The organism is Mesorhizobium sp. CA14 (genome assembly GCF_020165195.1).
GTDB lineage: Bacteria > Pseudomonadota > Alphaproteobacteria > Rhizobiales > Rhizobiaceae > Mesorhizobium.
The window spans coordinates 60,149-73,302 of the sequence record NZ_JAIUHR010000008.1 but is presented as its reverse complement, the minus strand read 5'-3'; the positions used below and the strand labels follow the sequence as shown (position 1 = coordinate 73,302).

General features: G+C 65.8%; 11 protein-coding genes. 8 read left to right on the top strand and 3 right to left on the bottom strand.

Annotated elements, in window-relative coordinates; translation table 11 throughout:
• Positions 1-2 precede the first annotated feature (2 nt).
• From LB565_RS11675 to LB565_RS11640, 8 genes are all read left to right on the top strand, one after another.
• Complete coding sequence (locus tag LB565_RS11675) at positions 3-2,414, top strand: circularly permuted type 2 ATP-grasp protein (RefSeq protein WP_224584001.1); 2,412 nt, start codon at positions 3-5, stop codon at positions 2,412-2,414.
• Between the two features lie 124 nt (positions 2,415-2,538).
• Positions 2,539-3,423, top strand: coding sequence for a transglutaminase N-terminal domain-containing protein (locus LB565_RS11670; RefSeq protein WP_224584000.1), 885 nt, complete (start codon positions 2,539-2,541; stop codon positions 3,421-3,423).
• Between the two features lie 106 nt (positions 3,424-3,529).
• Entirely contained in the window at positions 3,530-4,465 is a 936-nt protein-coding gene (locus LB565_RS11665; RefSeq protein ID WP_224583999.1) for a glycosyltransferase family 2 protein, read from the top strand.
• Positions 4,465-5,337, top strand: a complete 873-nt coding sequence (locus LB565_RS11660) for a glycosyltransferase family 2 protein (RefSeq protein WP_224583997.1) — start codon at positions 4,465-4,467, stop codon at positions 5,335-5,337. Before LB565_RS11665 ends, LB565_RS11660 begins: the two co-directional genes overlap by 1 nt.
• A gap of 170 nt (positions 5,338-5,507) precedes the next feature.
• Positions 5,508-6,599, top strand: a complete 1,092-nt coding sequence (locus LB565_RS11655; RefSeq protein ID WP_224583995.1) for a DNA topoisomerase IB — start codon at positions 5,508-5,510, stop codon at positions 6,597-6,599.
• Positions 6,600-6,709: 110 nt separating this feature from the next.
• Complete coding sequence (locus LB565_RS11650; RefSeq protein ID WP_095766415.1) at positions 6,710-7,084, top strand: YciI family protein; 375 nt, start codon at positions 6,710-6,712, stop codon at positions 7,082-7,084.
• Positions 7,081-8,355 (top strand): RNA polymerase sigma factor, encoded by a 1,275-nt coding sequence (locus LB565_RS11645; RefSeq protein ID WP_224583993.1) that lies wholly within the window; start codon positions 7,081-7,083, stop codon positions 8,353-8,355. Before LB565_RS11650 ends, LB565_RS11645 begins: the two co-directional genes overlap by 4 nt.
• 185 nt (positions 8,356-8,540) lie before the next feature.
• A complete protein-coding gene (locus tag LB565_RS11640) occupies positions 8,541-10,055 on the top strand; it encodes an aldehyde dehydrogenase family protein (protein ID WP_224583991.1) in 1,515 nt (504 codons plus the stop codon).
• Between the two features lie 81 nt (positions 10,056-10,136).
• Here LB565_RS11640 and LB565_RS11635 read toward each other — a convergent pair whose 3' ends face one another.
• The 3 genes from LB565_RS11635 to LB565_RS11625 are packed head-to-tail and all read right to left on the bottom strand — an operon-like array spanning position 10,137 to position 13,154.
• Positions 10,137-11,213, bottom strand: coding sequence for an ABC transporter ATP-binding protein (locus LB565_RS11635; RefSeq protein WP_224583989.1), 1,077 nt, complete (start codon positions 11,211-11,213; stop codon positions 10,137-10,139).
• Positions 11,200-12,138 (bottom strand): PfkB family carbohydrate kinase, encoded by a 939-nt coding sequence (locus LB565_RS11630; RefSeq protein ID WP_224583987.1) that lies wholly within the window; start codon positions 12,136-12,138, stop codon positions 11,200-11,202. Before LB565_RS11630 ends, LB565_RS11635 begins: the two co-directional genes overlap by 14 nt.
• Entirely contained in the window at positions 12,138-13,154 is a 1,017-nt protein-coding gene (locus tag LB565_RS11625; protein ID WP_224583985.1) for an SIS domain-containing protein, read from the bottom strand. The genes LB565_RS11630 and LB565_RS11625 overlap by 1 nt, the downstream gene beginning before the upstream one ends.

The window sequence follows — 13,154 nt, the reverse complement described above, 5'->3', positions numbered from 1 at the left end:
CGATGGCCAAGGGGAATCAGAGACGGGCGGGCGGCAGGCCGCGGGCGCAGAGCCTGCTGGAACGCTACCGGCCAATCGAAGGCGTCGTCGACGAGATGGTCGACGCGTCCGGCAGCCCCCGCCCGGCCTGGCGCTTCTTCATCGACGCGCTCGACGATCTGGGGGCGGAGCGGCTCGGGCAGCGCTTTGCCCGCGCCGACCAGTATCTGCGCGACGCCGGCGTCTACTATCGTGTCTATGAGCAGGCCGGGGCCAATGAACGCGAATGGCCGCTCGCGCATGTCCCTCTGCTGATCGACGAGAAGGAATGGGCCGAGATCAGCGCCGGCCTCGTCCAGCGCGCCGACCTGTTCGAGGCGATCCTGTCCGACGTTTACGGACCGAACCGGTTGGTCGAGCAGGGCATTCTGCCAGCCGGTCTGATTGCAGCCAGTCCGGAATATCTGCGCCCGATAGCAGGCGTCCGGCCGGCCAACGGGCATTTCCTCCACATGGTCGCCTTCGAGCTCGGCCGTGGCCCGGATGGTAGCTGGTGGGTGCTTGGCGATCGCACCCAGGCGCCGTCGGGCGCAGGCTTTGCGTTGGAGAACCGCGTCGCCACCACCCGTGCGCTGTCGGACATCTATGGCGAGATGCATGTGCATCGGCTTGCCGGCTTTTTCCGCCGCTTCCGCGACACGCTGAACGCCATGGCCAATGAGTCGGGCGGTCGCGTCGCCATCCTGACGCCAGGGCCGCTCAACGAGACCTATTACGAGCACGCCTATATCGCCCGCTATCTCGGCATCATGCTGCTCGAGGGCGAGGACCTGACCGTTTCCGGCGGCAGGCTGATGGTGCGAACCGTTTCCGGCCTGATGCCGATCGGCGTCTTGTGGCGGCGGCTCGATGCCGCCTTCGCCGATCCGCTGGAGTTGAGGCCGGAGTCGCAAATCGGCACGCCGGGCCTCGTCGAGGCAATCCGGCGCGGCTCCGTTTCGGCGGTCAATGCGCTGGGCTCGGGCCTGATGGAGACGCGGGCATTACTGTCGTTCCTGCCCAGGATCGCGCGGGAGCTGCAGGGCGAGGATCTCAAGCTGCCGAGCATCGCCACATGGTGGTGCGGGCAGGACGCCGAGCGCGCGCATGTGCTTGCCAATATCGACCGCATGGTGGTCGGTCCGGCGCTGTCGCCCCGGCTTGCATTCGAGGACGATGGCGCGACCCGGCTGGGATTGTCCCTTTCGGCCGGGGAGCGGGCCGATCTTGTCGCGCGGATCGAGGCGGACGGCGCCGGTTTTGTCGGCCAGGAAGCGGTGACGCTGTCGACCACCCCTGTCTTTGTCGACGGTCGGCTGGAGCCACGGCCCGCCAGCCTGCGCGTCTATCTGGCGCGAACGCCGGAAGGCTGGACCGTGATGCCCGGCGGCTTCGCCCGTGTGGGCTTTTCGCTCGACCCGACGGCGATCGCCATGCAGCGCGGCGGTCAGGCGGCGGATGTCTGGGTTGTCAGTGACACGCCGGTCGAGCGCGAGACGCTGCTGCCGCAGGAGCATGACGGCTTCACCCGCACCATGCCGGGTAGCCTGCCCAGCCGCGCCGCCGAGAATCTGACCTGGCTCGGGCGCTATATCGAGCGCTCGGAAGACACGGTTCGCGTGCTGCGCGCCTATCACGTGCGGCTTGCCGAGACGTCCGATCCGGATATGCCGCTGCTTGCCGATATTAGGGACTATCTGGAACCGTTCGGCATCGAGATCGAAACGGCGATACCACCGGGGCTGATCGGCACTTTGGACAGCGCGGTCTATAGCGCCGGCCAGATCCGCGACCGCTTCTCTCCCGATGGCTGGTTGGCGCTGAAGGATCTGTCCAAGACCATCCACAAATTCGCGGAGACGGTCGCGCCGGGAGACGACGCGACGCGGGCGATGACGGTGATGCTGCGCAAGCTTGCCGGCTTTTCCGGCCTGCTGCACGAAAACATGTACCGCTTCACCGGCTGGCGTTTTCTGGAAATCGGCCGCAGGCTGGAACGCGGCATCCAGATCGCCCGCACGCTCAGCCGGCTGACCAGGAACGGGGCGCCGGAAGGCGCGCTCGACATGATGCTGGAGATCGGCGACAGCGTCATGACCCATCGCCGGCAATATCCGGTGCAGGCGGGGCGGCGCACGGTGATCGACCTGCTCGCGCTCGATCCGCTCAATCCGCGCTCCATCCTGTTCCAGCTCGAGCGGCTGAAGGCGGAGATCGGCATGCTGCCTTCGATCGGCGGCGAGGGACATATGTCGCCCGCCGCCAAGGAAATCCTGCAGCTGAACACGGCAATCGCCGTCATGGAGCCGTCCGACATGAGCGCCAAAGTGCTCGACGACCTCGCCGGCCAGATCGGCGATCTCTATAACAGCCTGGCACGTGCCTATTTCGCTTAGAGCATTTCCAGCGAAAAGGATCGCCTCCAATGCTCTATCTCTCTGTTTTTGCGCAATTCCGGACGCAAGGCTACGGCGAAGCCGCCGAGCCCAACCGCTATGCACTTTTGCTGGAATTGCTCTAATGCTCTACGACATCAAACTCCTGTTGCACTACGATTATGCGGCTGCCGCCGGCGGCGGACGGCATCAGGTGCGCGTGATGCCGCAGACGATTGCCGGGGTGCAGCGCGTCATCGCGGCCTCGCTGTCCTTCCAGCCGCCGCCGGCCGAACGTGCCGATTTTTCCGATTTCTTCGGCAACAACGTCACCTCGATCGCTTTTCGCGAGGCGCATGAGACGCTCGACATCCGCATGAGCGCTCGCGTTTCGGTCTCGCGGCCGGAGCCGGGCCTCGATGTCTCGCCCGACATCGGCGGGCTGAGGTCGGAACTGGATATGGTGCGGTCGTTATCGCCCTCCGCGCCGCATCATTTCCTCGCCGCCAGCGATCATGTCGGCATTGATCCGGCGATCACCGTCTATGCGCGGGAAAGCCTGGCCTCCTCGGTGGTCGCCACGGCGACCGGTCTCTGCAACCGCATCCATCGCGATTTCGCCTATGACGGCAAGGCGACGACGGTTCAGACGCGGGCCAGCGACGCCTTTGCCCTAAAGCGCGGGGTCTGCCAGGATTTCTCGCATATCATGATCGCGGGCTTGCGTGGGCTTGGCATTCCGGCAGGTTACGTCAGCGGCTTCCTGCGCACGATTCCACCCAAGGGCAAGCCCCGGCTCGAAGGCGCGGATGCCATGCATGCCTGGGTCAAGGCCTGGTGCGGGCGCGACGCCGGCTGGCAGGAATTCGACCCGACCAACGGCATGCGGGCGAGCAACGACCATATCACGGTCGGCTACGGCCGCGACTATTCCGACGTGGCGCCGATCGTCGGCGTGCTGAAGACCACCGGCGGCCAGGTCGGCGAGCAAGCCGTCGACGTCATCCCGGTCGCCGTCGAAAAGGTGTAACGACAACCCGATCGCTTGTGGGCGCTTCTCAAATGCGCCTGCCGTCGGTATCCTGGGCACGGGATTGACGGGGGGCGCGCCTGCGTGGCTGTGGCGCGGAGGCGGATTGGAAGCGGTAAGCGTCATCATTCCGGCACATGATGCGGCTCGGACGATTGCCCGGACGCTCGCTTCGCTGGCATCGGAAAAAGAAATCATCGGCGAGGTGCTGCTGGTCGACGATTCGTCGTCCGACGCCACCGCGGCCGTCGCCTTGGAAGCGGCGTTGCGGTTTGCGTTGCCGCTGCGCGTCATCAAATCGAGCTGCCGCGACGCCGGCGGCTCCAGGAATCTGGCGCTGGAGCAGGCCCGCTTTCCCTGGATGTATATGATCGATGCCGACGACCTCCATTTGGAAGGTGGCCTGCGCGCACTGCTGGCCGAGGCCGTGGCGGAACCAGGGGCGGACTTGGTGGTCGGCGCCTACCGCCGGAGAGTCGATGGCGAGGAGCGGTCGACCAAGCTGCCGGGCGGCTACACGGCAAGCGGACCGGCCAATGCCTGCGCCTATCTCGAAGGGCGGATACGGTCGATCGCGGTCGGCAGCGCGCTGGTGTCGCGGCGGGCTGTCGGCGAAACAAGATTCGCGACCGGCCTTGCCTATGACGAGGACACGCTGTTTTGGGCGCGCGTGATGACCAAGGCTTCGCTCGCGATCGTGACACAGCCCGTCTTCGTCTATTTTGTGTCGGCTGAGCGTTCCGAAGATCGTTTCACGGTCAGGCCTGCCGCGCGCTTTCTCGAATGGCGCCTGGCGCTGCGCCGGCTCCGGTCCTGCGGCATCCCGGAGCGATCGCTCAAGACCAGGGAAGGCGTCGTCGCTTTGAAGATCGCGCGGGTTCATTATGCACGCGGCGATTTCGACATGGCGGCAAGATTCCTCCGCGTGGCCGAAGCCGCGCCAAGGGCGGGGGCGAATGTCTGGCGCTGCATGCGCTATCGGCTGAAGATCGCGCTGCGGCGCCGGATCTCGGCACCGGCCGCCCAACTGCAACGCGCCTGATGGCCGAGAGGCCGGATCTCGCGGTCGTGGTGATTGGTTTGCGGGCACCGGCCGCGCTGGCGGCCGCGGTAAGGTCCATTCTCGACCAGAATATTGCGCTAGAAATCGTGGTCGTGAATTCCGGCGGCGGCAACGCCAAGGCGCTGCTTGCCGATTGCGGTATGGACGCAACAGCGATCGATGTCGAGGAGCGATTGTTTGCCGGCGCTGCGCGAAATCGCGGCATCGCTGCAACGCAAGCTCCGTTCGTTGCCTTTCTCGCCGACGATTGCCTGGCCTGTCCGCAATGGGCTGAAATCCGGCTGCAGCATCACCGGGAGGGTGCTGCGGCTGTGGCGAGCGCCGTCCTCAACAGCCACCCGCGCAATCTGGTCGCCTGCGCGGCGCATCTCGTCACCTATATGCGACGCCTGCCCGGTCTTTCGGCCGGGAAGGCGCAGCGCTACGGCGTTTCGTTCGACCGGAAGCTGTTCGACCGATACGGGATGTTCGACGAGCGAATGACGTCTGGAGAAGACACCGAATTCATGGCCAGGCTGCCCGAGGCTTTGCGGCCGGTCTGGGAACCGAGGGTCCTGACCGTTCATCGCAACGAGACGAGCCTGTTCGGCTTGCTTGCCGACCAGTATCGCCGCGGGCGCCGCTATGGCGCCTATCTCCGGTCTATCCAGGCCGAAAAACCCGTGCGTCCGTTCCGGAAGGTTTTCCGCGACCGGCGCAATGTCGGCAAGCTGGTCAAGGAAGGGTTGTCCGGCAAGGATAGAACCTTCGCAAGGCTGTCGCTGCCGATCGTGTGGCTGGCATTGTTCGCCAAATCGCTGGGGGCATCGGTGGGCGCCCGGTATGGCGACACGACGAAGGGCAGGCGATGATCACCATCGAAATGAAGCCGCCGCCCCGGCGGCGTCGCCGATGGCTTTGGTCGCGGCGCAAGATCGTCGCCGTCTTCGGCGATCTATCCACCAACCATCGAGACTGAAACCCCTTTCGGAACCAGTCATCGGCGCGCGGCTTTATCTACGGGCCATTTCGCGGAGCCGGCATGTTGCAGCATTCACAATCGCCTTCGGACCGTTCGACGCGGGCCGAGGAAACACGAGGGAACGGCGCTAACAGCTCGGCCCAGAGCACGTCGCTCAACTATGTAAGCGATGCCGATCCCGGCATACGCAGATTGCGGAAAGGCACGGGATTTTCCTATCTGGCGGCCGATGGCGGAACCGTCGACGAAACGACGGTGGCCCGCATCAAGGCGATCGTCATACCGCCGGCCTGGACGGATGTGTGGATATCACCCGATCCGGACGGCCATATCCAGGCAACAGGCCGGGATCAGCGCGGCCGCAAGCAGTACCGTTATCACCCGCAATGGACCGAGGAACGCGACGGCGTCAAATATTCCAGCCTCGTTGCTTTCGCGGAAAGCCTGCCCACTCTCAGGCGGCAGATCGATGCCGATCTGCGCCGGCACGGGCTGCCGATGGAGCGCGTCGTCGCCTCGGTGGTCTGGTTGCTCGACAACACAATGATCCGCATCGGCAACGCGGCCTATGCACGCGATAACAAGAGCTTCGGACTGACCACGCTGCGCGACCGCCATGTCGAGATCACCGGATCCAGCCTGCGCTTCGCCTTCAAGGGCAAGTCGGGCAAGGAATGGAAGCTGAAGCTGGTCGATCGCCGCATCGCCAAGGTCGTGCGCGGCGCCCAGGATTTGCCCGGACAGAAGCTGTTCCAATATCTCGACGAGAACGGCGACCGGCGGCCGGTGCGCTCGGAGGACGTCAACCGCTATATTCGCGAGGCATCCGGCGCCGAATTCAGCTCAAAGCATTTCCGCACCTGGGGCGGCACGATCCATGCGGCGTCGCTGTTTGCCGGGACCGAGCTGCCGGAAAGCAAAACGCAGCAAAACCGGGTCATCAACAGCGTCGTCGACAAGGTCGCCGAGCGGTTGGGCAATACCCGGGCGGTTTGCCGCAAATGCTACATCCATCCGCTGGTGTTCGAGGCCTGGAGCAAAGGGCGCCTGCTTGACGAAATGGCAGAGGCCAACAAGCGCAAACGCCTGATACCCGGCCTGGACGAGGAAGAAACGCTGGTGCTCAGATGGCTGCAGGCGCGCGGCGCCTGACAGGCAGGCGCAAAGATCGCCAGATCCGTGATCCCTCGATTAATTTTTTTATCGACCTCGTGTCGGGAAGGGTCCTAGTGTCGCGTCCTTTGATACGGAAAGGACGCACCATGCTCTACGCCATCCTCTGCTACGCCTCCGAAGACGTCGTCTGCTCCTGGAGCAAGGAACAGGACGACGAGGTCATGGCAAAGCTCCTCAACGTGCAGGACAAATATGCCAAGGCCGGCCGGCTGGGGCCGGTGGCGCGGCTTTTGCCGACGACGGCGGCCACGACACTGCGAAAGGTCAAGGGAGAGTCGATCGTGCTCGACGGTCCGTTCGCCGAGACCAAGGAACAATTCCTCGGCTTCTACACGCTCGAATGCAACGATCTCGACGAAGCCGTCGAATTCGCGCGCGAGCTCTCCGAGGTCAATCCGAGCGGCGGCTCCTACGAGATCCGGCCGGTTTCGGTCTTTAATCCGACAAAGGTCGCGGTATGACAGAGCTCGCCTGGATAAGCACCGCAATCAGCAACGCCCGTCCGCAGGCGATGGGCGCGCTGCTGCGCTACTTCCGGGACCTCGACGCCGCGGAAGAGGCTTTCCAGGACGCGTGCCTGAGGGCGCTCAAGAACTGGCCGAAGAACGGGCCGCCGCGCGATCCGGCCGCCTGGCTGATCTTCGTCGGCCGCAACAGCGGCATCGACGCGGTGCGCAAGCGCGCCAAGCAGGCGCCGATGCCGGAGGAAGACCAGGTGTCCGATCTGGAGGACGCCGAGAGCGACATGGCCGAGCGGCTGGACGGCGCGCATTACCGCGACGACATCCTGCGGCTTCTGTTCATCTGCTGCCATCCGGATCTGCCGGCAACGCAGCAGATCGCGGTGGCGCTGCGCATCGTCTCCGGCCTCACCGTCAAGCAGATCGCGCGCGCCTTCCTGGTCGGCGAGAGCGCCATGGAACAGCGCATCACCCGCGCCAAGGCGCGCATTGCCGATGCCGGCGTGCCGTTCGAAACGCCGGGCGCGGTCGAGCGCTCGGAGCGGCTCGCCGCAGTCACCGCGATGGTCTATCTGATCTTCAACGAGGGCTATTCGAGCAATGGCGGGGAGGCGCCGGCCCGCGCGCCGCTGTGCGAGGAGGCGATCCGGCTCGCCCGGCTGCTGCTCAGGCTGTTCCAGCAGGAACCAGAAATCATGGGGCTGACGGCGCTGCTGCTTCTCCAGCATGCGCGCGCGCCGGCGCGCTTCGACGAGAATGGCGAGGTCGTGCTGCTCGAGGACCAGGACCGCTCGCTCTGGAGCCGCAAGATGATCGACGAGGGCTTGGCGCTGGTCGACAAGGCGCTGCGCCATCGCAAGCCCGGTCCCTACCAGGTGCAGGCGGCGATCGCGGCGCTGCATGCGCGGGCGGCGACGGCGGAAGATACCGACTGGACCGAGATCGACCTGCTCTACGGTCTGCTGGAGCAGATGCAGCCTTCGCCGGTGGTGACGCTCAATCGCGCCGTCGCGGTCAGCAAGGTACGCGGCCCGGAAGCCGCGCTTGCCATGATCGAGCCGCTGGAAGAGCGGCTGTCGGGCTATTTCCACTTCTTCGGCTTGAGGGGCGGGCTGCTCATGCAGCTTGGCCGCAACGAGGAGGCACGTGTCGCCTTCGACCGCGCCATCGCTTTGGCCAACACCGCGGCCGAGGCGGCGCATATCCGTATGCATATCGACCGGCTGATCAAGGAAAGCGCAGAGAAGTCCTCGATCCAGAAGGCCCGTTGATCCGGCTTCACCGCCTGGCCCAATTTTGCGATCCGGCCTTGGACCATGCCGGGGTGGCGGTTTTTCCCCGAAACGAGTAATGCCACGCCATGAAAAGGCGCCTGGACGTGTCTGATGGCACGGACAAGGCATGGCGCATGGTTTCACCGCCTCGTGAGGGGCGGGAATCTGAAAGGGATAAAAAAATGACATTAGCCAAGGAAACGGCCTCGCTTCTCGAGAAACTGGGCGTCGCCAGAGATGCGCTTGTCGGAGGCGACCTCATCGTGCGCAGCCCGGTGACGGGCGAACAGATCGCGGCGCTGAAGTCTATCTCGGCGGCCGACGCCGGCAAGGCCATCGATGCGGCGCACAAGGCCTTCCAGAGCTGGCGGCTGGTGCCGGGGCCGAAGCGGGGCGAGCTGGTACGGCTGCTGGGCGAGGAACTGCGCTTGCATAAGGACGAGCTCGGCCGGCTGGTGTCGATCGAGGTCGGCAAGATCCCGTCCGAGGGGCTGGGCGAAGTCCAGGAGATGATCGACATCTGCGATTTCGCCGTCGGTCTGTCGCGGCAATTGTATGGCCTCACCATCGCCACCGAACGTCCCGGACACCGCATGATGGAGACCTGGCATCCGCTCGGCGTCGTGGGCGTCATCTCGGCCTTCAATTTCCCGGTCGCGGTATGGTCATGGAACGCGGCCCTTGCCTTCGTCTGCGGCGATGCGGTGGTGTGGAAACCCTCGGAAAAGACGCCGCTGACCGCGCTTGCCTGCGAGGCGATCTTCAACCGCGCCGCAAGGCGTTTCGGCGCGGACGCGCCGGCAGGGCTGCTCCAGGTGCTGATCGGCGACCGCGCCGCCGGCGAGGTGATGGTCGACCATCCGAAGGTGCCGCTGGTCTCGGCCACCGGCTCGACGCGCATGGGCCGCGAGGTCGGTCCCAGGCTTGCCAAGCGCTTTGCCCGCGCGGTGCTGGAGCTCGGCGGCAACAATGCCGGTATCGTCTGTCCGACCGCCGATCTCGACATGGCGCTGAGAGCCATCGCCTTCGGCGCCATGGGCACCGCCGGCCAGCGCTGCACGACGCTCAGGCGCCTGTTCGTGCATGACAGCGTCTATGACGCGCTCTTGCCGCGCTTGAAGAAGGCTTATGAGACGGTTTCGGTCGGCAATCCGCTGGAAGGCAAGGCGCTGGTCGGCCCGCTGATCGACAAGGCGGCCTTCGACAACATGCAGAAGGCGCTGCAGGAAGCGCAAGCGCATGGCGGCAAGGTGACCGGCGGCACGCGCGTCGAAAACGGCCATCCGGACGCCTACTACGTGCATCCGGCGCTGGTCGAGATGCCGGAGCAGGTCTCGCCCGTGACGGAAGAGACCTTCGCGCCGATCCTCTATGTGATGAGATACACCGATTTCGACGAGGCGCTCGAGCAGCACAATGCGGTCGGCGCCGGCCTGTCGTCCTCGATCTTCACGCGCGACCTGCAGGAATCGGAACGCTTCCTCGGCGTCGACGGTTCGGACTGCGGTATCGCCAACGTCAATATCGGCACCTCGGGTGCCGAGATCGGCGGGGCGTTCGGCGGCGAGAAGGAGACCGGCGGCGGCCGCGAGAGCGGCTCCGACGCCTGGAAGGCCTATATGCGCCGCGCAACCAACACGGTGAACTATTCGAAAGCGTTGCCGTTGGCGCAGGGCGTGTCGTTCGACATCGATTGAGGACGAAGCGACGGGTCAGCCTCATCCGCGAGCTGACCCGCTCGACCATCGATCAGGCCATAAGGGTGGCCGGGCGATTGCTCAGAAAGCCTTGCCGGTAGCCGGATCGAACAGGCGCAACGCCGCCGCATCGAAGACAAAAGCGCATGGCTGGCCCTTGGCGACGCGGGCCTGCGGCGGCAAGGTTGCCGTCAATTTCTGCGCGCCGACCCGGGCTGTGGTAACCTGTTCCGGTCCCGTCAGTTCAACGACATCGATCTCGACCGGCAGCGACAATTCGGCGCCGCCGCCCAGACCAAGGCGGAGCGCCTCGGGCCTGATCCCGGCGACAACCGAAGCGCCGTCGCGGACCATGCCCGCGTAGCATGCCGGCAGCGCCAGCCGCGCATCCGTGCCGACGATCGCGAGCTTGCCGTCCTCGACAACCGCTTCCAGCATGTTCATCGAAGGCGCGCCGACGAAGCCCGCGACATAGAGCGTCGCGGGCTGGTTGTAGATCTCCTCCGGGGTGCCCAGCTGTTCGATGCGGCCGTCGCGCATGACGGCGATGCGGGTCGCCAGCGTCATCGCCTCGATCTGGTCATGGGTGACGTAGACGACCGTGGTGCGCAGCATCTCGTGCAGGCGCTTCAATTCGGTGCGCATTTCCAGACGCAGCTTGGCGTCGAGATTGGAGAGCGGCTCGTCGAACAGGAAGACCTGCGGCTTGCGCACCAGCGCCCGGCCGATGGCGACGCGCTGGCGCTGACCGCCGGAGAGCTGGCCGGGCTTGCGGTCGAGCAGGTTCTCGATCTGCAAAAGCTTCGCCGCCTCGCGCACCGCCTTGTCGCGCTCGGCGGCGGGAACCTTCCGCATCTCCAGGCCGAAGCCGATGTTGCGGCCGACGGTCAGGTTCGGATAGAGCGCGTAGGACTGGAAGACCATGGCGATGTCGCGGTTCTTCGGATGCACGCCAAGCACCGACCGACCACCGATCAGCACGTCGCCGCTGGTTGCTTCGGCGAGACCGGCGATGATGTTGAGCAAGGTGGACTTGCCGCAGCCCGAAGAGCCGAGCAGCACCAGGAACTCGCCGTTCTCGAGCGCGATGTCGATGCCTTTCAGCGTCTCGACGCTGCCGTAGTTCTTGCGGACATCGCGGATTTCAAGCGCGCTCATGGGCGGCATCCTCGAATTGGATCGGCCCGCCATAGTCGCGGGGCAGGGTTGAGATGGCGCGCGAGGCCACTTGAATGGCGGCGGACAGGCACTTTTCCAGCGATCGCCCCTGCGCCAGCGCAGCCAGGAACGCGGCGTTGAAGACATCGCCGGCGCCGATCGTGTCGATGACGGTGACGCGGGGCGCGGCCGCTTCGATGAGCTCGCCGTCGGCGCCGATGGCGATCGCGCCGTCGGGCCCGCGCTTGACGACGACCGTCGCGCCGTCCCTCATGCCGTCACGGATCTTGCGCGCCGCTTCCCCCGGGCTTGCCAGGCCGGCCAGTGTGGTCGTCTCGACCTCGTTGAAGAGCGCCAGTTCGCAGCGCGACAGCCAGCCGCGCGCAGCGGCGCAGTTCGCTTCCGTCCAGCCATCGATCGGCCAGCCTGTGTCGAGCGCGACGGCGATGCGGTGCGTCTCGGCCCAGTCGAAAAAAGCGTCGTAATCGCGCGTCAGGTCGTCGGTGAGGAAAGAGCCGCAGAGCAGCGCATAGCCATCGGAAAGCCGATTGCCATCCAGCACGGAGAGCACGTCGCCCAGGCTGAAGCGGGGCAGGTGGCCGCGCGTGGTGAAGAAGGTGCGCTCGCCGTCGGGATGGGTCATGCCGACCGACAATGTCGTGCCTTCGGGATGAACCGGCCATTTCTGCGCCCGGCGTCCGAAGGCTTCACTCAGCCAGCGCCCGAACTGGTCGTCGCCGAGATTGGCGGCAATCTCGAAATCGATGCCCAGCGCCTGCCAGGCAAGCGCCGTGTTGCCGGCCTGGCCGCCGACGCGCAGGTCGTCGTGGTCGACGACGGTCTCCGTGCCGGCCTTCGGCCAGGGTGCGACCGGCCCGACGATCAGATCGACATTGACGTTGCCGATCACCGCAAGCGGCCGCATCACTCGCTCCTGGTGATCTTGGTGGTGCGCACCGGCGTTCCGGCATTCTCGACGCGGGAATCGGCGAAGGCGATCATCAGGCGTTGCGCGACCGGCAGCATGGCAAAGACCGCCGCCATGCCCGTGGCGGGTTTGAAGGCGAGTGTCGCGGCGCCTGCGACCGGCGGCCTGCCCGAAGCGTCGAACACGATCAGCGGCGCCCCGGTCTCGACGACGGACAGGGCCATCGCGGTGACGAGGTCGGCGGTCGGGTCGTCGCCGCGGAAAAGCACGACGCCAATGCTTGAACCCAGCATCTCCATTGGCCCGTGGCGCAGCTGGCCGCCTTCGAGCGAGAAACAAGGCAGGCGCGACAGTTCGGTGAAGCCGAGCGCAAGGGCTTCAGCCACGCCTTGAAGCTTGCGGCCGGAAGTGACGATGGTCGTGACCGTGCTCAGCGCCGCGAGCGCGGCATCGATCTCGACCGCCTGAGACGTCTTGAGCACGGCGAGCGCGCCGGCGGGGTCATCGCCAAGCGCGGCCAGGATGGCGAGGTGCAGGGCGAAGGTCACGGTCAGGCTGCGGGTCGCGGCAAAGGCAAGCTCGGTGCCGCCGGCGCCGACGAGGCAAGGCACCGTGCGGCCGAGGAATGAGCCTTGCTCCAGCGTCAGGCCGAAGGTTGCGGCGCGATCGCCGGTCTCTGCAAACCAGCGCAGCACCTCGGCGCTCTCGCCAGACTGCGAGGTGACGACCACCGTCCTGCCTTCAAGCGGCAACGGCTGTCCAAGCTGTTCCGACAGCGGCAGCGCGATGGCGTCGATCCCATGCGCGCGATAGAGCGGCTCGACGGCACGGGCGACGGCGTGCGAGGCGCCCATGCCGAGCAGGAGGAGCCGGCCGGTTTTCCTGATCGAGGCGGCGACCTTGGCGGCGGCATCCGTGTTATTCTCGAAGGACGCTAGCGCGTCCTGATGCTGGCGCGCCATCTCGCGATCTATGGCGAGAAGGCCTGTCGGACGTTCTTTCCTTGCGGTCAT